Origin of the sequence: Campylobacter sp. RKI_CA19_01121 (assembly GCF_025771295.1) — a bacterium.
Taxonomy (GTDB): domain Bacteria; phylum Campylobacterota; class Campylobacteria; order Campylobacterales; family Campylobacteraceae; genus Campylobacter_D.
The window spans coordinates 75,958-94,613 of sequence record NZ_JAKMQA010000005.1; the positions used below are offsets into that span (position 1 = coordinate 75,958).

The 18,656-nt window shown below is 29.8% G+C and carries 19 protein-coding genes; 10 read left to right on the forward strand and 9 right to left on the reverse strand.

Annotated elements, in window-relative coordinates; genetic code table 11:
- Window positions 1-47: 47 nt before the first annotated feature.
- Window positions 48-629, forward strand: a complete 582-nt coding sequence (locus tag L8T90_RS03655) for an IMPACT family protein (RefSeq protein WP_263736746.1) — start codon at window positions 48-50, stop codon at window positions 627-629.
- A gap of 19 nt (window positions 630-648) precedes the next feature.
- Here the strand turns inward: L8T90_RS03655 and L8T90_RS03660 are convergent, their stop codons facing one another.
- The 3 genes from L8T90_RS03660 to L8T90_RS03670 are packed head-to-tail and all read right to left on the reverse strand — an operon-like array spanning window position 649 to window position 2,935.
- Window positions 649-981 (reverse strand): hypothetical protein, encoded by a 333-nt coding sequence (locus L8T90_RS03660; RefSeq protein ID WP_263736747.1) that lies wholly within the window; start codon window positions 979-981, stop codon window positions 649-651.
- Window positions 982-1,031: 50 nt separating this feature from the next.
- A complete protein-coding gene (locus tag L8T90_RS03665; RefSeq protein WP_039617462.1) occupies window positions 1,032-1,364 on the reverse strand; it encodes a hypothetical protein in 333 nt (110 codons plus the stop codon).
- Window positions 1,361-2,935 (reverse strand): ABC-F family ATP-binding cassette domain-containing protein, encoded by a 1,575-nt coding sequence (locus L8T90_RS03670; RefSeq protein ID WP_043019375.1) that lies wholly within the window; start codon window positions 2,933-2,935, stop codon window positions 1,361-1,363. Before L8T90_RS03670 ends, L8T90_RS03665 begins: the two co-directional genes overlap by 4 nt.
- Before the next feature lie 53 nt (window positions 2,936-2,988).
- Between L8T90_RS03670 and L8T90_RS03675 the strand changes: the two genes are divergently transcribed.
- Together L8T90_RS03675 and L8T90_RS03680 are read left to right on the forward strand one after the other, a co-directional pair.
- Complete coding sequence (locus L8T90_RS03675) at window positions 2,989-3,993, forward strand: GGDEF domain-containing protein (protein ID WP_263736748.1); 1,005 nt, start codon at window positions 2,989-2,991, stop codon at window positions 3,991-3,993.
- A gap of 1 nt (window position 3,994) precedes the next feature.
- Entirely contained in the window at window positions 3,995-5,362 is a 1,368-nt protein-coding gene (locus tag L8T90_RS03680) for a phosphomannomutase/phosphoglucomutase (RefSeq protein ID WP_263736750.1), read from the forward strand.
- Here L8T90_RS03680 and tilS read toward each other — a convergent pair.
- Complete coding sequence (gene tilS, locus L8T90_RS03685; RefSeq protein ID WP_263736751.1) at window positions 5,343-6,305, reverse strand: tRNA lysidine(34) synthetase TilS; 963 nt, start codon at window positions 6,303-6,305, stop codon at window positions 5,343-5,345. The genes L8T90_RS03680 and tilS overlap by 20 nt on opposite strands.
- Window positions 6,295-7,611: a 30S ribosomal protein S12 methylthiotransferase RimO gene (rimO, locus tag L8T90_RS03690; protein WP_263736752.1), complete on the reverse strand. Its 1,317-nt coding sequence runs from the start codon at window positions 7,609-7,611 to the stop codon at window positions 6,295-6,297. The genes tilS and rimO overlap by 11 nt, the downstream gene beginning before the upstream one ends.
- Before the next feature lie 77 nt (window positions 7,612-7,688).
- Here rimO and prfB point away from each other — a divergent pair, with 77 nt between their 5' ends.
- From prfB to L8T90_RS03705, 3 genes are read left to right on the forward strand one after another with little or no spacing between them, the layout of a single operon-like run.
- Window positions 7,689-8,789 (forward strand): peptide chain release factor 2, encoded by a 1,101-nt coding sequence (gene prfB / locus L8T90_RS03695; protein ID WP_047207962.1) that lies wholly within the window; start codon window positions 7,689-7,691, stop codon window positions 8,787-8,789.
- A 19-nt stretch (window positions 8,790-8,808) separates the two neighbouring features.
- Window positions 8,809-9,645 (forward strand): universal stress protein, encoded by an 837-nt coding sequence (locus tag L8T90_RS03700; RefSeq protein WP_263663611.1) that lies wholly within the window; start codon window positions 8,809-8,811, stop codon window positions 9,643-9,645.
- Window positions 9,645-10,334 (forward strand): ion channel, encoded by a 690-nt coding sequence (locus L8T90_RS03705; protein WP_263736753.1) that lies wholly within the window; start codon window positions 9,645-9,647, stop codon window positions 10,332-10,334. Before L8T90_RS03700 ends, L8T90_RS03705 begins: the two co-directional genes overlap by 1 nt.
- A 12-nt stretch (window positions 10,335-10,346) precedes the next feature.
- Here the strand turns inward: L8T90_RS03705 and L8T90_RS03710 are convergent, their stop codons facing one another.
- A complete protein-coding gene (locus tag L8T90_RS03710) occupies window positions 10,347-10,949 on the reverse strand; it encodes a BspA family leucine-rich repeat surface protein (RefSeq protein WP_263724394.1) in 603 nt (200 codons plus the stop codon).
- 207 nt (window positions 10,950-11,156) lie between these two features.
- On the opposite strand from L8T90_RS03710, the gene L8T90_RS03715 reads away from it, so the two are divergent.
- On the forward strand, window positions 11,157-12,065 hold the full coding sequence (locus tag L8T90_RS03715) for a hypothetical protein (RefSeq protein ID WP_263736754.1): 909 nt from the start codon (window positions 11,157-11,159) through the stop codon (window positions 12,063-12,065).
- A 22-nt stretch (window positions 12,066-12,087) separates the two neighbouring features.
- Here L8T90_RS03715 and L8T90_RS03720 read toward each other — a convergent pair whose 3' ends face one another.
- On the reverse strand, window positions 12,088-13,122 hold the full coding sequence (locus L8T90_RS03720) for a YeiH family protein (protein ID WP_263736755.1): 1,035 nt from the start codon (window positions 13,120-13,122) through the stop codon (window positions 12,088-12,090).
- Between the two features lie 106 nt (window positions 13,123-13,228).
- Here L8T90_RS03720 and L8T90_RS03725 point away from each other — a divergent pair, with 106 nt between their 5' ends.
- Entirely contained in the window at window positions 13,229-14,092 is an 864-nt protein-coding gene (locus L8T90_RS03725; RefSeq protein ID WP_263736756.1) for a LysR family transcriptional regulator, read from the forward strand.
- Here the strand turns inward: L8T90_RS03725 and murD are convergent.
- On the reverse strand, window positions 14,084-15,283 hold the full coding sequence (gene murD, locus L8T90_RS03730; RefSeq protein WP_263736757.1) for a UDP-N-acetylmuramoyl-L-alanine--D-glutamate ligase: 1,200 nt from the start codon (window positions 15,281-15,283) through the stop codon (window positions 14,084-14,086). The two genes, L8T90_RS03725 and murD, sit on opposite strands and share 9 nt — an antisense overlap.
- Window positions 15,283-16,341, reverse strand: coding sequence for a phospho-N-acetylmuramoyl-pentapeptide-transferase (gene mraY, locus L8T90_RS03735; protein WP_133319598.1), 1,059 nt, complete (start codon window positions 16,339-16,341; stop codon window positions 15,283-15,285). Before mraY ends, murD begins: the two co-directional genes overlap by 1 nt.
- Window positions 16,342-16,419: 78 nt before the next feature.
- Between mraY and gpmI the strand changes: the two genes are divergently transcribed.
- Window positions 16,420-17,898, forward strand: coding sequence for a 2,3-bisphosphoglycerate-independent phosphoglycerate mutase (gpmI, locus tag L8T90_RS03740; RefSeq protein WP_263736758.1), 1,479 nt, complete (start codon window positions 16,420-16,422; stop codon window positions 17,896-17,898).
- A gap of 14 nt (window positions 17,899-17,912) precedes the next feature.
- Complete coding sequence (gene fabG, locus L8T90_RS03745) at window positions 17,913-18,656, forward strand: 3-oxoacyl-ACP reductase FabG (RefSeq protein WP_263736759.1); 744 nt, start codon at window positions 17,913-17,915, stop codon at window positions 18,654-18,656.

Here is an 18,656-nt window from a genome sequence, read left to right on the forward strand (position 1 = left end):
TTTTGATTATAATTTTATTTAAATATTATAACTAATTTAAGGAAAAAATGAAAACCATTGATCAAATTTATCAAGCAAAAATAGAAATCAAAAAATCAACTTTTTTGTCTTTTTTATGTCCTTTTGAAAATTTTCAAACTTTAATGCAAAAGCTAAGAAATGAGCATTTAAAAGCCGTGCATTTTGTATATGCTTATCGGTATTTAAATGAATTTGATCAAATCATAGAAGATAAAAGCGATGATGGTGAGCCAAAAGGAACTTCTGCAATGCCTTGTTTGAATGTTTTAAGAGGGGCTTTGCTTGTTAATTGTGCGGTGATTGTGGTGCGTTATTTTGGAGGGATTAAACTTGGTACAGGTGGTCTTGTAAGAGCTTATAGTGAAGCCACAAATGAAGCTATTTTAAATGCAACGCTTTTAGAATTTGAAGCTAAAAATATTTTAAATTTAAACATTCCTTTTCATCTTTATGCAAGATTTGAGCATTTTTTAAATAAAAATAACATTTCATTTGAAAAAAAATTTCAAGAAAATGTTGAACTGGTTTTAAGTGTTAATGTAAAAGAAGAGGAGGAATTTAAAAAATTTGCAAAAGAGTTCGAATTTAGCGGACTTGTTTGGAAGTAAGCGTTTGCTTACTTCATTTTTATAAAGAACTTAAAAGATCTTTTACCATATCTTTTTGCAGCTCTTGTTTTTCTTCTATATTAGCTTGCATAGGAGTTTCGTTTTGTCCTCTAAAACGATAATTATAAATATTTGACATATTTGAGCTAAAAATTCCTGTGCTAAATTGATCTTGACTCATAGCTTTTGAAAAAAGCTCATCAAGTTTTATACTTTGCTCGTTTAAATTTTCACTATTATTTTGACTAAGTAAAGACATAAAGTCTTCATTAGCTCCTTGAGTGCTTTTATAAGCACTACTTTGACCATATCCATACTCTTTAACCGATAAATTATCATGGTTAACTTGCATGTTTTCTCCTTTCAAAATATTACAAGGAAAAAACAAGCAAAAATCATTCCTTAATCGCCATGAGTCGGGTAGTATTCAGCTTCTATTTCATTGTTTTTGATAAACTCTTCTCTAGCTTTATTGCAGCGCTCATCTCTTAGTTTTCTATAAGCATTTCTACTTTCTAATTCTTGAGAAGTTAAAGGGCGATCTTCTAAGAATGAAATGTGAAAATAAGTATCATCTTCTTTGCTGAATTTTTCATAAAATTCAACATAGTCAAAATAATCTTTTTCGCTTTGAAAATCAATACTTTCTTCTACATAAATAGTTGGGCCAAAACCTCTGTGATTTTGAGTAAAATGTCCAAAACCAGCTGCATATTTTATCTTAAACGAATTCATTCTAAACCTCCTAAAAATTCGTCATAACTTCCTTTAAAGTCTATTAGTTTTCCATCTTCTAAAAACCATATACGATTAGCAAAAGCGCTAATTAGCTCTCTATCGTGGCTTATACATATCACACAACCTTTGAAATTATACAAGGCTTCACCTAATGCAATGATACTTTCAAGATCTAAATGATTATCCGGTTCATCTAAAAGTAAGAAATTTCCACGCTCTAACATTAATTTTGAAAGCATTAAGCGGTGCTTTTCACCTCCACTTAAACTAGAAGCCATTTTTTCTTGATCGCTTCCGCTAAAGAGCATTCTACCAAGACATTTGCGAATTTCATCCAAATCTTTGAATTTTTCACTCATTAGCCATTCATAAAGTTTCAAATCTTCATTGATTAAATTGGTTGTATCTTGTGAAAAATATCCCATTTCTATGGTAGCACCAAGGTGAATATGACCACTATCAGGTTCTAATTTTGATGCGATGATTTTAGCTAAAGTGCTTTTTCCAACACCATTTGCGCCAATTAGGGCTATTTTATCACCTTTTTCTAATTTTAATTCTAAATTTTCAAATAAAGTTTTATCATAAGCCTTGCTAATACCTTTTAATTCTAAAACTTCATTTCCTATTTCTCTATTTGTTCTAAAAACTATGCTAGGATCACGCCTGCTTGAAGTTTTAATCTCTTCTAGTTCAAGTTTTTCTAAAGCTTTAGCCCTACTTGTAGCTTGCTTAGCTTTTGAAGCATTAGCGCTAAAACGACGTATGAAATTTTCTAATTCTTCTCTTTCTTTTAAAGTTTTATCTCGTTTGAGTTCGGCTTGTTTGGCAAGTAAGGTTGAGGCCATGTACCAATCATCATAATTTCCAGCAAAATCGCGTATTTGTTTAAAATCCACATCTAAAATTCTTGTACAAACTTTATTTAAAAAATGTCTATCATGGCTAATTACTACTAAAGTTCCCTCATGTCTTAAAAGTTCATTTTCAAGCCAAGAAATAGCTTCTAAATCAAGGTTGTTTGTAGGCTCATCTAAAAATAATACATCAGCACCTAAAAACAATACTTGAGCTAATAAAACTTTAAATTTATCCGCACTTTGTAAAGTACTCATGAGAGCATTAAAATCTTTAATATTTAAAGAGCTAAGAATTTTTTCACATCTAAGCTCACAATCATAGTTTGGATCTTCTTCTGCTGTTATGATTTCAAGCTCGCTTAATCTATCATTAATTTCATCGGTAAATTCTTCGCTCATATAAAGTTTTTCTTTTTCTTTTAGTGCATCGTATAATCTTTTATTTGCACACATTACCGCATCTTTAATAGTGTAGTTTTCAAAAGCAAATTGATCTTGTCCTAACACTGCGATTTTTAAATTTGGATCTATGCAAATTTCTCCACTGCTTGATTCTATTTCGCCTGAGAGAATTTTTAAAAAGGTTGATTTTCCTGCACCATTTGCGCCTATAAGTCCATATCTTTCACCACGGTTTAATTTTAAATTTACATCTTCAAATAAAAGCTGGTTCGCAAAACGCATAGTGAGATTTTTTACTTCTACCATTAATATCCTTAAAATATTTTTGCTATAATTTTAACAAAAAAAGGTTTATTATTTTGGATTTTTCGTATTTATTGTTAAAAACATTGCCTAGTATGACTTTGGTTTTTAATATCTTAGCTTTATTTTTAGCTTATTTTTTTAAGCAAAATAAGATTTTTTTCTTACTTTTGTTGATTTTATGTGCTAGAGCTTTATCTTTAGTAGCAAGTGAGTATCAAGCGCATTTGTTTATCTCGGTGTTTTTACCTTTTTCTTTTGTGCTTTTTGTATTTTTACAAGATAGTAAGCTTGTGTTTGAAAGAATTAATCTCATTAAATTTGCATATTTAGTCTTTATGGGTTTTGTAGCGTTAATACTTAGCACAAGTACTAATTTTAATGCAAGCATTACAAGTGAGATTTTTGGTCTCTCAACGCAATTTTTTAAGCCTATTAGTGAGTTAAGTTTTTGTGTGTTTTTGGCGGGAATGATATTTTTATTATTTTCGTATTTTAAAAACAATGATTTTCATTTCTTACTTGCTTATATGGGCTTGAGTGTGCAGTTTTTATTTTACAATAGTGTTGATTTGGGTTATTATGAATTTGCTTCTTTAGTGTTGATAGGATTTTTAGCATATAAAGCTTATAAAATAGCCTTTTTTGACACTTTAACCAATTTGCCAAATTTAAAAGCCTTAAGAAGATATGCTCAAGGACTTGAAAATTTTCATTTAGCCTTGATTGAAGTAAAAAATATCAATGAAATTTATCATCAAAAAGGCTCAAAAATGGGTGAGTTTGTAATGTATGAGTTTGCTAGGATTTTAAAAAAAGCTTTACACGCTAGAGTTTTTAAAGATGATAAGGATTATTTTATCATTGTATTTGAAAATGAAAACATGGCCTTTGTACAAAGTAAGCTTCAAATGCTTGAAAATTTTATGCAAAAATATAGTTTTGAATTGAAAGAGCAAAATGCAAAATTAGAAATTAAACTTTGTTTATCAAGTAAAAATGAAAACATAGAAGAAAGTTTAAAACAAGCAAAATTAGAACTTAGAAGACAAAAGGATTGAAATGTTAGATTTGATTTTTAGAGAGTATGATATAAGAGGGCTTTACCCAAGTGAGTTAAATGAAAAAAGTGTAAAAGCTATAGGTTATGCTTTGGGTTTAGAAATGAAATCAAGAGGTTGTGAGAAAGTAAGTGTGGGCTATGATGCAAGATATAGTGCAAATGAACTTTTTAACTATTTAATTAGCGGTTTAAATAAAGCTAATATGCAAGTTTTTAATATAGGCTTAGCGCCAACTCCTATGGGTTATTTTAGCTTATTTTTTGATGATATTTTTGATGCAAATATCATGATAACAGGCTCGCATAATCCAAAAGAATACAATGGCTTTAAAATCACGATTAACAAAGAAAGTTTTTTTGGTGCTGATTTGAAAAAGCTTTCTTTAAAAGTGCAAGAGTATTTAGAACTTGAAATCAATGATGATTTAAGATATGAAAATTATGATGTTAAAAGCTTATATATAGACTTTTTAGTTAAGCATTTTTCACATCTTAAAGATTATAAAGAAAAAATCATTATTGATTGTGCAAATGGAGCTACTGGAGTGATTATAAAGCCTTTGGTGGAAAAATTAAATCTTAATGCACAAATTTTATTTGAAAATCCTGATGGAAATTTCCCAAATCACGCGCCCGATCCAACAGAGCTTGAAAATTTACACGCATTGCAAGTTGCGCTAAAAGAAAATGAAAACGCAAAAATGGGCTTTGCTTTTGATGGAGATGGGGATCGTTTAGTAGTAGCAAGTAAAGATTATGTATTTAAGGGCGATGAGCTTTGCTATTTATTTGCTAAAAATATAAAAAATCCTAGGGTTTTAGGTGAAGTAAAATGTTCTAAAAATCTTTTCGATGAGGTGGCTAAATTTGGCTTTATCATGATGGGTAAGACCGGGCATTCTAACATTAAAAAAATGATGAAAGAGCAAAATATCGACATAGCAGCAGAGCTTAGTGGGCATATTTTCTTTAAGGATAGATATTTTGGTTATGATGATGGAATTTATGCATTTTTAAGAACCTTAGAGCTTTTAGTAAATGGTTTTGATATAGAAAAATTAGTTAAAGAATTACCAAAACTTTATGCAAGTGAAGAGATTAAGCTTAAGGTTAGTGAGGAAAATAAATTTCAAATCATAGAAAAATTTAAAGAAAAAGTAAAAGCGAACGCTTTTGAAAATGTGCTTGATTGTAATGAAATTGACGGAGTTAGAATCACCTTTAAAGAAGGCTGGGCTCTTTTGCGTGCTTCTAATACAAGTCCATATCTTATCATGCGTGCTGAAGCTACAAGTGCTGAATTTAAAGACTTTTTAGAAACAAGAGTAAAAGAACTTTTTGAAGAAATCATAAAAGAGCTTGCATAAGCTCTTTTATATCAATATTTTTTGTGTATAAATATGCTCTTAAGAGTTTAGGGATTTTTGCTTTTCTATAAATTTCTTTAAATTCTTTTGGCATTTTCTCACAACTTACAAAAGGAAAAATCAAAACTTTTTCTTGTATGTAAACAATGCCTATTTTATGCGAAATTACTCCATCGCCTTTTAAAGCTTCTTGTCTTTGTTTGGCACTTAAAAGTACTCCAAGTTTTTTAAAACATTTTGCGATTAAACTTTCATCTTTATGAGTAATGTAAATATTTTTAAATTCACAAATATTTTCTTCTTTTAAGTCTTTTTCTAGGTATTTAAAGCTCTTTTTTACTCCATTTGGATAAAGCTTTAAAAACTCATTAGCAAAATTTTTGCGTATGAAATTTCTAAAATATTTTTCATCATCATTGCTCTCATCATGAAAATAGCTGATATTATTTTCTTTTAGGTAGTTTGAAATTTCTTCTTTTGGAATTTCAAGCAAGGGTCTTATGATGGTAAAATATTTTCTTTTTTCAATATCTTTAAAACCAAGTAATTCTCTAAGCCCTGCACCTTTAGAAAATTGCATTAAAAACCATTCTAGTTTATCATTTAAATGATGAGCTAGTAAAAGATTATCATAAGAGTGATTTTTGCAAAGTTCTTCAAAAAACTCATAACGCAAAGCTCTTGCATGGGCTTCGAAATTTTTTGTTATCTTGGGTGCGGTTTTGATATAAATTTTTTTATGAAAACGCTTGGCTAATTCTTTAGCACTTTGCTCTTCTTTATCGCTATTTTTGCGAGTTTTGTAGTTTATAAAAGCAAGATCAAAATCTATATTTTTTTCTAAAAGCATGAAAAATAAAGCACTAGAATCACTTCCATGAGAAAACGCTAAAAGATTTCTCCCTTGCTTTAAATGATTTAAATATTTACTATCAATCATCAAGCTTTCTTAGGGCTTTTGCAATGAGTTTTTTATCTAAACTCTGTGTGATTTCACACTCATAAAGCTCACCCATTTCTAAATCGCCACAATCACTTTCATTGATGAGAATTTCTCCATCTATATCTCTATCCCAACGCAAATCTTTTGCACCGATGAAAAATTCTCCCTCAGAGCTTTGACCTTCACAAAATGCTAAGATTTTTTTACCAATTTGTTGATTAAAGCTTTTTTCTATGCATTCATCAACAATTTTTTCTATCACTTTTAATCTTGCATTGATGATTTTACTAGGAATTTGCTCCATTTCAAAAGCTGCAGTATCTTCTTCTTTAGAATAAGCAAAAACACTAATTCTATCAAAACCAAATTCTTTTATAAAAGTGCATAATTCTTCAAAGTCCTCATCACTCTCTCCTGGGTGACCCACGATAAAACCTGTGCGTAAAAACGAATTTGGAGCTTGTTTCATTAAATTTAAAAGCTCGATTAATTTAGCTTTATTAGCTCCGCGTTTCATGATTTTAAGCATATTATCACTGATGTGTTGTAAAGGCATGTCAAAATAATTTACAAAAACTTTTGATTGAATAATTTTTTCTATCACTTCTTTACTAATGCTTGTTGGATATAGATATAAAATTCTAGCAGCCTTTACACCTTGGATATTTTCTATAACCTCAATAAGCTTTAAAAGTCCATCTTTTTGACCTTGATCAAACAAATACGAACTTGTATCTTGAGCGATAAAAGAAAAGTCTTTATAGCCTTTTTTAACAAGTTCTTTTACTTCATTTACAATGCTTTCTAAGCTTCTTGATTTGAGTTTGCCTTTAAAACTTGGTATAGCGCAAAATGAACATTTTTGATTGCACCCTTCAGCTATTTTAATAAAAGCGTGATAATTTGATCCTGTGATCACACGATTGGTATTTTTATCTTGCAAGTAAGTAGAATTGGAAAAAAGATTAGTTTTTTTAAGTATCATTTCATCAATTTTTTCATAATCTCCCACACCGGTAAAAAGATCAACTTCAGGTAGTTCTTTGATTAATTCTTCGCGGTAGCGTTGCATTAAACATCCTGTTACAACTAACAATGAATCTTTTTTTCTTTGCTCGTGTAAGTCTAAAATCGCATTTATGCTTTCTTTTTTAGCACTATCTATAAAGCCACAGGTGTTTACAATCAAAACATCAGCTATGCTTGGCTCATCGCAAATTTCATAATCACTTAATCTTCCAAGCATGATTTCACTATCAACTAAATTTTTATTACAACCTAAAGATATTAAAAAAAGTTTTGACATATTTCTCACTTTAAATGTTTTATTTTTTTGCTAAAATTATAAGATTAAATTATATCAAAATTAGAAAGAAAATTTTTATGGATAATTACGAATACAGCGAACTTTTAAAAAAATTAAAAAATAAAGTTGGAAATATCGCTTCTATCATCAAGCCTGAAGAGATAAAAGCAAGATTAAAAGAAATAGAAAATTTAGAAAATTCTCCTTCTTTTTGGAGTGATGTAAAACAAGCAGGAGTGATAGGTAAAGAAAAAACTAAAATTTCAAATTTATTAAAAAACTACGAGAACGCTTTCAATGCTTTAAATGACGCTAGTGAGCTTTTTGATCTAGCAAATAGTGAAAATGATTTAGATACTATAGAAGCTTTATTTGAAGATGCAAATAAGCTAGAAGATCTTATCGTAAATCTTGAAATTTCTATGCTTTTAAGCGGGGAAAATGATGGTAAAAACGCCATAGTTTCCATTCATCCAGGAGCAGGTGGAACGGAGAGTAATGACTGGGCTAGTATGCTTTATAGGATGTATTTGAGATTTTGCGAAAGAGAAGGTTTTAAAGTGGAAACACTTGACTTTCAAGAAGGCGAAGAAGCAGGACTTAAAGATGTTAGCTTTTTAGTAAAAGGAGAAAATGCTTATGGGTATTTAAAAGCTGAAAATGGCATTCATCGTTTAGTAAGAACTTCTCCATTTGATAGTGCAGGACGCCGTCATACGAGTTTTTCTAGTGTGATGGTTTCGCCTGAACTTGATGATGATATAGAAATAGAAATTGAAGAAAAAGATATAAGGATTGATTATTATAGAGCAAGCGGGGCAGGTGGACAGCATGTTAATAAAACTGAATCAGCAGTGCGCATAACTCATATGCCAAGTGGTATAGTAGTGCAATGTCAAAACGATAGAAGCCAACATAAAAACAAAGCCACTGCTTTTAAAATGTTAAAATCACGCCTTTATGAGCTTGAGCTTATGAAACAACAAGATGAAGCAAATTCAAGCGAAAAAAGTGAGATAGGTTGGGGGCATCAAATCCGCTCTTATGTGCTTTTTCCTTATCAACAAGTCAAAGACACACGCTCAAATGAAGCTTTTTCGCAGGTTGATAATATCTTAGATGGGGATATTAAAAAAATCATAGAAGGTGTTTTAATAGCGCAAAAAGCACAAGATTAATACTACAAAAGGATATTAAATGGAAAAAATTCTAGTTTGTGTGGATGTTTTAGAGCCTTGTAGGGAAAGTTTGCATTATGGGGTGTATTTAGCTAAAAAGCTAGATTTACCTTTAATGTTTTTATATACCATAGAACCAAATTTTACTAATGCTGAATTAGCTTGTAGTTTTGGTATAGGTGCTAGCGGGTGCGTGATTGAAGATTTAGTAGAAGAGCAAAGCCAAAAAAATGAAAATCTTTGCAAAAAAGGGCAAAGAATTTTAGAAGAATTTTGCACTTATGCAAAAGAACAAGGTGTAAAAGAATGCTTTAGTGTACAAAGAGATGGAGATTTAGAAGAAGTTTTAAAAGAATATAATGATCAAATAAGATTAGCTATAGCAGGTTTAAAAGGCGGAGGTAAGAAAAACAAAATAGGCATTCATACAGAAGAATTAGTAAGAGCTTTAAATGTGCCTATTTTGCTTGTAAATTCTGCTTTTAAAGAGATTAAAAGTGTGATGATGGCTTATGATGGGAGTAATTTAGCTAAAAAGGCTATAGAACAAGCCATTAAAAGACCTATTTTTAAAGAAGCAAAACGTTATGTAGTAAATGTATCTAAAGATGAAAAAGCTTCTTATGAGTTATTAACTCAAGTAAGTCAAATTTTTAAAGAAGCAAATTTAAATGTGCAAACTCAGCATTTAAATGGAGAGATTACTCAGGCTTTATTTGATTTTGGTGAGCAAAATGATATAGATTTATTGATTATGGGAGCTTATTCACATCACTGGTTAAAAAGTATTTTATTTGGTAGTTTGACAAATGATATTTTAACTAAGGCCAAAAAACCTTTATTGCTGATTCGCTAATGTTGCACCATAGACTTTTAAATCATTATATTAGCATTTATCACAAAAGTACCAAACAATTTCTTTTTGTTTGGACTTTGCTTGCTATGGTGCCTTTGTTTTGTAGTTTTTTATTTGATGAACTTGCTATTTATGCAACAGGTAAAATTACTTCTGAAATTTTATTTTTAATTTTAAATATTATTCCTATTATGGTGGCTGTGGCATTGATGGTTTTTTTGCTTATTAGTATTTGGGCTGCTTTTAGTAGTAAGATTAATATTAAAGAAAAATTTTTTATTATTTTATATGCTTATGTTTTAATATGGTTTGCGTATGGGAATTTGTATTATTTTTCTTGTGATGTAGATAATTACAATAGAATGTTAATTGCTACTCAAAAAAATGAAAATCTAGATATTGCGGATTTACAAGAAAAAGTTATAGAAGTGCAGTTTCAAACCCCTATAAGAGGAATTCATAATTTTTGGTCTTTAAATGATGAGTTAAAACCTCAAATTCAAAATAGAATAAAAGGTTTGGTTGATTGTTATTATTTTAGTGGAGTTACTATGCTAACGATAGGCTTTGGCGATGTAACACCTGTTAGTTCTTTGTTAAGATTATTTAGCGTATTTCAAGGATTTTTAGGGCAGGTTATTGTTGTGATTGCTATGGGGCTTTGGATTAACCAAGCAGGTAAGCAATAGCTTACCTTGCGATTAATGTTTTATAGCATATTTATTTTGTATTTCTTCATGTCCTAGTATTTTTTGAACATTGCAGTTTTTGTCAATATCTAATTTTTTAACATCATGATGAAAATTAGTACAATTGTGCAATAAAAACGCCATTGTTTTAGCATTGTGTACATCCCATCTTGATAAATCTTGATCAAATTGTTTGCAGTTTTCAAACATATGTGCCATTGTAATGGCATTATGCACATCCCAATTTTCTACTTTATGATTAAATTTAAGACAATTGCAAAACATATACTTAGTATCTTTAACATTTGACATATTCCAAGAAGATAAGTCTTGATCAAAAGATTCACAATCAAAAAACATTCCTTCCATGTTTTCAACATTTCTAACATTCCATTTAGAAATATCATGATTAAAGCTTTTGCAGCAATAAAACATATAAGACATATCTTTAACATTTGATACATTCCACTTTTCTATACCATCAAAGTTAGTCCTAGTCGAATAGTAGAACAAATAAGACATATCCGTAATTAAGCTTACATCGATTTCATCTAAGGCAATAAGCTCTTCTCTAACAAGAGCAACTAATTCACATTTTGTTTTAGGCGTAAACATGTTAGCTCCTTTTTTGGTATTTATTTTCTTTCAACGCAATTATAATACTATTTAAATATAAAGTAGTAAAAAATAAATATTAAATTAATAAAAAAATATAAAATACTATAATATGTTTCATAATGAAACATATTATAAAATACAAAAAACTATAATAAATATAGTATAATTTCAATAGAACTAATTTACAAAAAAAAGATCATAACAATGGAAAATAATTCAAAAAATAATATATACTTGTGTAGTTTTGCTGATACTAGACTCGGGACTTCAATTTATAGATTTAAACTACAAGCAGAAGCAATGAATGTGTTTGATGATATCATTATTCATACAGAGGCTAGTTTGCCTTTAGATTTTAAAAATTATTTTAAAGATAAGTTTTATACAAAAGATAAAAAAATCACTAGAGGTTTTGGGTATTGGTGTTGGAAGCCCAAAGTTATATTAATGACTTTAGAGCAAATGCAAGAAAATGACATTCTTTTATATTTAGATATAGGTTTTACTTTTAATCCAAAAAAAAGAAAGCAGCTGTTAGAAGATTTAGATTTTATCAATAAAAATGAAATAGTAGGATTACAAAGTGATTTTTGGATAGAAAAAGAGTGGCAAAAAATGGATACTTTGGTTTTTTATGGATTGCACAATAACGAAAAATTTTTAAATTCATTTACTTATGAAGCTGGTTTTATTGGTATAAAAAAAACAACTCAAAATATAAAGATCATACAAGAATGGATGGATGTATATTATCAACATTGGAATTTTATAGATGATAGTCCATCTCGACTTCAGAATTTTAAATGTTTCAAAGAAAATAGACATGATCAAAGTATATGGAATATATTGCGAGAGAAATATAATATAGTATCAGTCGGTGGAAGAGAATATCATACTAATAAAAAAGCAATTTTATATGCAAGAAATAAAATATTTTTTCCAGATAAGTTAAGTAAGCTTGAAGAAATAGAGGATATGGTAAATGGTAAAGATAGTTTAATTTATAAAATAGGAGAACTCTTTTTCAGAGCTAACAAAACTTGGTATGGGGGGGGGTATATCAAGTTGCTGTTTAAAATTAGGAAGTTGAAAAGAGAATTTAAGAATAGATAATTTCCTAGAAAAAACTAGGAGATCACATGAGAAATTTTACAAAAATAATATTTGAAAATATAAGCCATGCAAATAACAACAATGCCATCAAAAATGGTTTAAAACCTGCATTTTTTAAAATATTTTTATGGATATTCACTCCTAAAGCTACCATAGCCATAGAAAGCAAAAGTGTGTCTATGGTTTGTATGCTTGGTTTTATATAGCTAAGTGCAAAATCTGTATTTAATATTTCAAGTGAGCTAATACCACAAGCAAATAAAAACCACAAAGCAAAATAAGGAATATTTGCTTTAATGGATATTTTTTCATTATTTTTGCTTAGAAATTTCAATGAAAAAAGACTTAAAAAAATCAAAAAAGGTACTAGCATTAAAACACGCATCATTTTTTCTATGACAGCGCCATCTCCTGCTTGCACGGCTTCACCTGCTGCAACAGCATGTGCAACTTCATGCAAGCTTGCTCCCACGAAATACCCCATTTGCTTTAAATTAAAAAAATCAAACCAACCTAAATTCCAAGCCAAAGGATATAAAAACATCCCTAAGGTTCCAAACACAACCACAGTACAAATTGCCACGCCAACTTTAGCAGAGCCACCTTTAACAACGCTCTCACTAGCCATCACAGCAGCTGCTCCACAAATGCTTGAGCCACTACTTATAAGTATGCTTTCTTTAAGATCAAGTTTGAATAATTTTCCTAGTAAAAGCCCTATAAAAAAGGTAGAAAACACCACTAAAAATGCTAGTAAAATCCCATTTAATCCAACTTTTTCTAAATCATTAAAAGTAATTCTAAAGCCATAAAGTATAATTCCAAGTCTTAAAATTTCTTTTGTTGCTATGCCTAAAACTCCTGATTTTTTAAGTAAATTTGCATTTTGATGAGCTAAATTTCCTATTAAAGCTCCTAAAATCACGGCTATGATTAAAGCTGAAATTCCAAGATTTTTAAAAAAATTAAGCTCAGAAATAGCAAAAGCACAAAAAGCAAGAGTAAAAAGCAGTAAAAAAGCTTCAAATTTTCTATTTTTATATATATTTTTATGCATGAAATTTTCCTTTTTTTGTTTTTTGTAATCTTAATGATTTTTTTATGATAAGTAAAATTAATTTTATTTGATATAATGATTAAAAATATTTATCAATAGATTGCTTATGACTTTTAAACAAATAAAATATTTTCAAGCATTGTGTGGAAATTTAAATTTAAGAGCTTGTGCTAAAGAATTAAATATAACTCAATCTGCTTTGTCTTTAGCTATATTTGAACTTGAAAAAAGTTTAAACACCAAGCTTTTTGATAGAAATGCTAAATTTTTAAGTTTAAATGAAAAAGGAAAGGTTTTTTTAAAACAAATCACACCTTTAATTTTAGAATTTGAGCGCATTGAAAAAGCAATGCAAGATGATCAAAGCTATGAAATAAGTATGAAAGTTAGTCAAAATGTAGGCACTTATTTACTAGGATCTTTTTTGGATCAAAAGGCAGAAAATATCAAGTTAAATTTGTCTTTAGATAATAGTCAAAATATCATCAAAGATATTTTAGATAAAGAAATCGATATAGGTTTGATTGAAGGGATTTGCAAAGATAAGGATATAAAAAAGATTAAAATTTGTGATGATGAGCTTATTGTGGTGAGTAAAAATGACTTCAAAAAAGAATTTTTTATAGATGAGTTAAAGGATTTTAAATGGTTAAGTCGTGAGCAAGGTTCAGGTGCAAAAGAAGTATTTTTAAGTGCTTTACCTAAAGATGTAAAGCTTAATTTAGTCTATGAGTTAAACTCAACTGCTATGATAAAAGAGTTAGTTAAAAAAGGTGATTTTTTAGCAGTTTTACCTAAATTTAGTGTTAAAGAAGAACTTGAAGCTAAAAGCCTATTTGAAGTGAGATTAAAAAATTTTAGAATTTCAAGAGAGCTTTGTTTGATTTATCATAAAAATAAAGAGCCAAGCAAGAAATTTATAAATTTATGTGAGTTTTTAAAACTTTGCATTCAAAAAGATTTAGTTTAGCTCTTGAATGCATTTTTTAAAAAGCTCCCCTCTTTCTTCATAGGATTTAAACTGATCTAAGCTCGCACAAGCAGGGCTTAGCAGGGCTACTTCATCATTAGTTAGATTTTGATTGATTTTTTCTACTGCTTTAGGTAAAAACTCACAAAAATGTGCTTTTAAATTAGCATTTTTAGCGTATTCAAGCATTTTATTAGTGCTTTTTCCTATGGCATAAAGCTCTATATTAAGCTCTTTCATAAAAGCAAATAAAGCACTTAAATCCACTCCCTTATCATCCCCACCTATGATAAGATGAATTTTTTTATCCTTATAGCGTTTAAGAGCAGCTAAACTAGCATCCAGATTAGTCGCTTTAGTATCATTTACCCAAAGTCTATTTTTATGATCAAATATTTCTTCAAGTTTATTTTTTTCTATTTTAAACTCGTTTAAAAGCTCATAAGAACAACGATCTAGTATGATTTTTTCTATACTTAAGGCAATAAGTGCATCAAGTAAAAATGGAGTTTTAAAATGAATTTTTTCTAAGTCAATTTGCATTTTTTTAGCTAAATCTTGCTCATCTTCATAGCTTATAACATAAGCATGGGTTGGATAAGCCTCATATTTTTTAGGTAAAATTACCACATCATTTTCATTCATTCTTTCAAGCACGCTAAGCTTTGCTCGCTCATAATTTTCAAAGCTTTTATGCCAAGAAAGATGATCAGGTGTGATAGGTAAAAGCGCATAAATTTCAGGTTTAGCTATTTTGGTGTAAAAAAGTGAAAAAGATGAACTTTCTAAAATCCATAATTTAGCATTAGTATCCATTTGTGCTAAAGGAGTTCCTATGTTTGCTCCCATTTGTGCATTGATGTGTTTTAAAAGATGGTGTGTCATTTGAGTGGTGGTGGTTTTGCCATTTGTTCCACTTATCCAAACGCTTTTTGGCATGCCATCGTAAAAAAAATCATACTCGCTGCTTAAATTTCTTGCTTGCTGTATGAGAAAATGATCACTTGGAAAACCAGGGCTTGGAATTTCTAAGTCACTTTTTAAAGGATCAAATTTACAAGGTGGTAAAAGTGTATTGCCAAATTCATCTTTACTTATACTTGTAAAATGATCATCATAAATATCACAATTTCCAAAACGCTGCGCAAAAGCTTTGGTTGTTTTTCCGTATCCAAAAAGTGAAATTTTCATTATCTTAACTTTATACTAATTAATGCAATGATATTTGCAAGTAAGGCTATCATCCAAAAACGCACGATGATTTTATTTTCCACCCAACCTATTTTTTCAAAATGATGATGAATGGGTGCCATTTTAAAAACTCTTTTATTAAAGATTTTAAAACTTCCTACTTGTAAAATCACTGAAATAGTTTCTAAAACAAATACAAAACCTATAAGCAAAAGTAAAATTTCATTTTTACTTACTATACCAAGATAGCCTAAAAATGCCCCTATGCTTAAACTCCCACTATCTCCCATAAAAACTTGCGCAGGATAGCAGTTATACCACAAAAACCCCATAAGCGCACCAACTAAAGCTGCACTTATTACCACAAGTTCTCCTAGGCCTTGAATTTTAGGTAAAAATAAATAAGAACTATAAATAGCATTTCCGCTTAAATACAAAAAAGCACCAAGGCTTAAGAGAGAAAATATAGAAGGCACAGTTGCAAGCCCATCAAGTCCATCGGTTAAGTTCACAGCATTAGAGCTTGATACAATGACTAAAATCCATAAAAACAACATAAACATACCACCATCAAAAATAGCATGTTTGTAAAAAGGTAAATAAAATTCAGTATTTATATCAAATAAATACAATAAACCAACACAGATAAAAGCAGCGCTAAATTGTCCTAGAAGTTTCATTTTTGGGCTTAGTCCTGCGTGATTGTCTTTTTTTAAAATTTTCCCTAAATCATCCACTAAACCTATAGTGCAAAATAATACCAAACATAATAATCCAACAATTACAAAACTATTATTTAAATCAGCACTTAAAACACTTGCTATGATAGTAGCAAAGATAAAAACAAGCCCACCCATAGTAGGGGTGTGAGATTTAGCTTGGTGTGATTGTGGAGCGTATTCATAAATAGGTTGATTTGCTTTTTTATTTTGAGCCCATTTGATAAATTTTGGCATTAAATACAAACTCAAAAATAAAGCGATAAAAAATGCAAAACCAGCACGCACGCTAATATAAGAAAAAAACATATAATTTGTATATTCTGTAAGATAAAGCAAAATTTTAACCTTGTATTTGTTTTTTAAAAGCATAATTTTAGTAAAATCACATAAATAAATTATAAAAAAGAGTAAAAAATGAGTCAAAAATGTATTTTGATAATCACAGATGGTATAGGACATAATACAAATTCAAACTATAATGCTTTTTTTCATGCTAAAAAGCCAACTTATGATAAGCTTTTTGAAAATACCCCTAATGTTTTGATAAAAACAAGTGGTTTGGCAGTTGGCCTACCTGAAGGTCAAATGGGTAATAGCGAAGTAGGGCATATGTGTATAGGTAGTGGACGCATAATCTATCAAAATTTAGTTAAGATAAATAAAGCCATAGAAAATGATACTTTAAAAGATAATAAGGCTTTAAAAGAGTTATTACAAAAATGCAAAAGAGTGCATATTATAGGGCTTTATAGTGATGGTGGGGTGCATTCTATGCATACGCATTTTAATGCGCTTTTAAAAATTTGTAAGCAAGAAAATAAAGAAGTTTTTGCGCATGCAATTAGTGATGGTAGAGATTGTCCTCCAAATTCAGGTTTAGAATTTATAAAATCTTTACAGGAATTTTGTGAAAAAGAAGGGATTAATTTTGCTTCTTTATCAGGAAGATTTTATGCTATGGATAGAGATAAGCGCTATGATAGGGTTAAGTCTTATTATGATGTTTTATTTGCTAAGGCACCAAAGTGTGATGATTTTGTGCAATTTATACAAAAAAGCTATGGTGAAAATATTACAGATGAGTTTTTAAGCCCAGTTATTAGTCAAAACTTTGATGGAATTAAGGCTGAAGATGGTGTGATTTTTATCAATTTTAGAAATGATAGAATGCGTCAATTAGTTGCTTCTTTAACCCAAGAAAGTTTTAATGAATTTCCAAAAGAAGTACTTGTAAAAAATGCTATTACTATGAGTTTGTATGATGAGAGTTTTAAACTGCCTGTGATGTTTGAAAAAGAAGAATTAAATAATACCTTAGCTTCTGTGATAGCTAATGCAAATTTAAGCCAACTTCACACAGCTGAGACAGAAAAATACGCTCATGTAACCTTTTTCTTTAATGGGGGAAAAGAAGAATTAGAGTGTAATGAAACAAGAGTTTTAATCCCAAGTCCTAAGGTAAAAACATACGATGAAAAACCTCAAATGAGCGCTAAAGAAGTCGCAGATGAAGTGATTAAGGGTATAGAAAATGGTATGGATTTTATCGTAGTCAATTTTGCAAATGGTGATATGGTAGGACATACGGGTGATTTTGAAGCTGCAGTTAGTGCGGTTGAATGTGTGGATGAATGTTTGGGTAGGGTTATTGCTAAAGCAAGAGAACATGATTACGCTTTCATTATTACTTCAGATCATGGAAATTGTGAAGCGATGAGGGATGAAAAAGAAAATATGCTCACTAATCACACAACTTTTGATGTTTTTGCTTTTGTGGAAGCTAAAGGAGTAGAAAAGCTTAAGGAAGGCATGGGGCTTAGTAATATAGCACCAAGCGTGCTTAAAATTTTAAACTTACCTATCCCAAAAGAAATGGATGAGGCTTTATTTTAATTTAAAGGAGAACAATGAAATTTAGTGGAAAAAATGTTTTAATAACAGGTGCAAGTAAAGGTATAGGTGCAGCAATAGCTAAAGAATTAGCAAGTCATGGTTTAAAAGTTTGGATTAATTATAGAAGTAAGCCTGAACTTGCTGATGCGTTAAAAGAAGAGATAGAAAAAAGTGGTGGCACTGCAGCTGTGATTAAATTTGATGCAAGTGTTGAAGAAGAATTTATCAGTGCTATTGCAACTATAGTAGAAAGTGATGGTGAGCTTAGTTACTTAGTTAATAATGCAGGTATTACTAATGATAAACTAGCGCTTAGAATGAGTATGGATGATTTTTATTCAGTGATTAATGCTAATTTAAATTCAAGCTTTTTAGGTTGTAGAGAGGCGTTAAAAACTATGAGTAAAAAGCGTTTTGGCGCGGTTGTAAATATCGCTTCTATAGTTGGAGAAATGGGAAATGTAGGCCAAACTAATTATAGTGCTAGTAAAGGCGGTATGATAGCATTAACAAAATCTTTTGCTAAAGAAGGTGCAGCAAGAAATATAAGATATAACTGCATTACCCCAGGTTTCATAAAAAGTGATATGACTGAAGTTTTAAGTGATGAAATAAAACAAAATTATATTAATAATATCCCTTTAAAGCGTTTTGCAGATGCAAGCGAGGTAGCTCAAGCTGTGGCGTTTTTATTAAGCGATCATTCTTCTTATATCACAGGAGAAATTTTAAAAGTCAACGGTGGGCTTTATATGTAA

Coding starts and splice junctions, on each gene's coding strand:
- L8T90_RS03655 (WP_263736746.1), top strand. CDS start 48: ATGAAAACCATTGATCAAATTTATCAAGCAAAAATAGAAATCAAAAAA.
- L8T90_RS03660 (WP_263736747.1), bottom strand. CDS start 981: ATGCAAGTTAACCATGATAATTTATCGGTTAAAGAGTATGGATATGGT.
- L8T90_RS03665 (WP_039617462.1), bottom strand. CDS start 1,364: ATGAATTCGTTTAAGATAAAATATGCAGCTGGTTTTGGACATTTTACT.
- L8T90_RS03670 (WP_043019375.1), bottom strand. CDS start 2,935: ATGGTAGAAGTAAAAAATCTCACTATGCGTTTTGCGAACCAGCTTTTA.
- L8T90_RS03680 (WP_263736750.1), top strand. CDS start 3,995: ATGTTAGATTTGATTTTTAGAGAGTATGATATAAGAGGGCTTTACCCA.
- rimO (WP_263736752.1), bottom strand. CDS start 7,611: ATGTCAAAACTTTTTTTAATATCTTTAGGTTGTAATAAAAATTTAGTT.
- prfB (WP_047207962.1), top strand. CDS start 7,689: ATGGATAATTACGAATACAGCGAACTTTTAAAAAAATTAAAAAATAAA.
- L8T90_RS03700 (WP_263663611.1), top strand. CDS start 8,809: ATGGAAAAAATTCTAGTTTGTGTGGATGTTTTAGAGCCTTGTAGGGAA.
- L8T90_RS03705 (WP_263736753.1), top strand. CDS start 9,645: ATGTTGCACCATAGACTTTTAAATCATTATATTAGCATTTATCACAAA.
- L8T90_RS03710 (WP_263724394.1), bottom strand. CDS start 10,949: ATGTTTACGCCTAAAACAAAATGTGAATTAGTTGCTCTTGTTAGAGAA.
- L8T90_RS03715 (WP_263736754.1), top strand. CDS start 11,157: ATGGAAAATAATTCAAAAAATAATATATACTTGTGTAGTTTTGCTGAT.
- L8T90_RS03720 (WP_263736755.1), bottom strand. CDS start 13,122: ATGCATAAAAATATATATAAAAATAGAAAATTTGAAGCTTTTTTACTG.
- L8T90_RS03725 (WP_263736756.1), top strand. CDS start 13,229: ATGACTTTTAAACAAATAAAATATTTTCAAGCATTGTGTGGAAATTTA.
- murD (WP_263736757.1), bottom strand. CDS start 15,283: ATGAAAATTTCACTTTTTGGATACGGAAAAACAACCAAAGCTTTTGCG.
- gpmI (WP_263736758.1), top strand. CDS start 16,420: ATGAGTCAAAAATGTATTTTGATAATCACAGATGGTATAGGACATAAT.
- fabG (WP_263736759.1), top strand. CDS start 17,913: ATGAAATTTAGTGGAAAAAATGTTTTAATAACAGGTGCAAGTAAAGGT.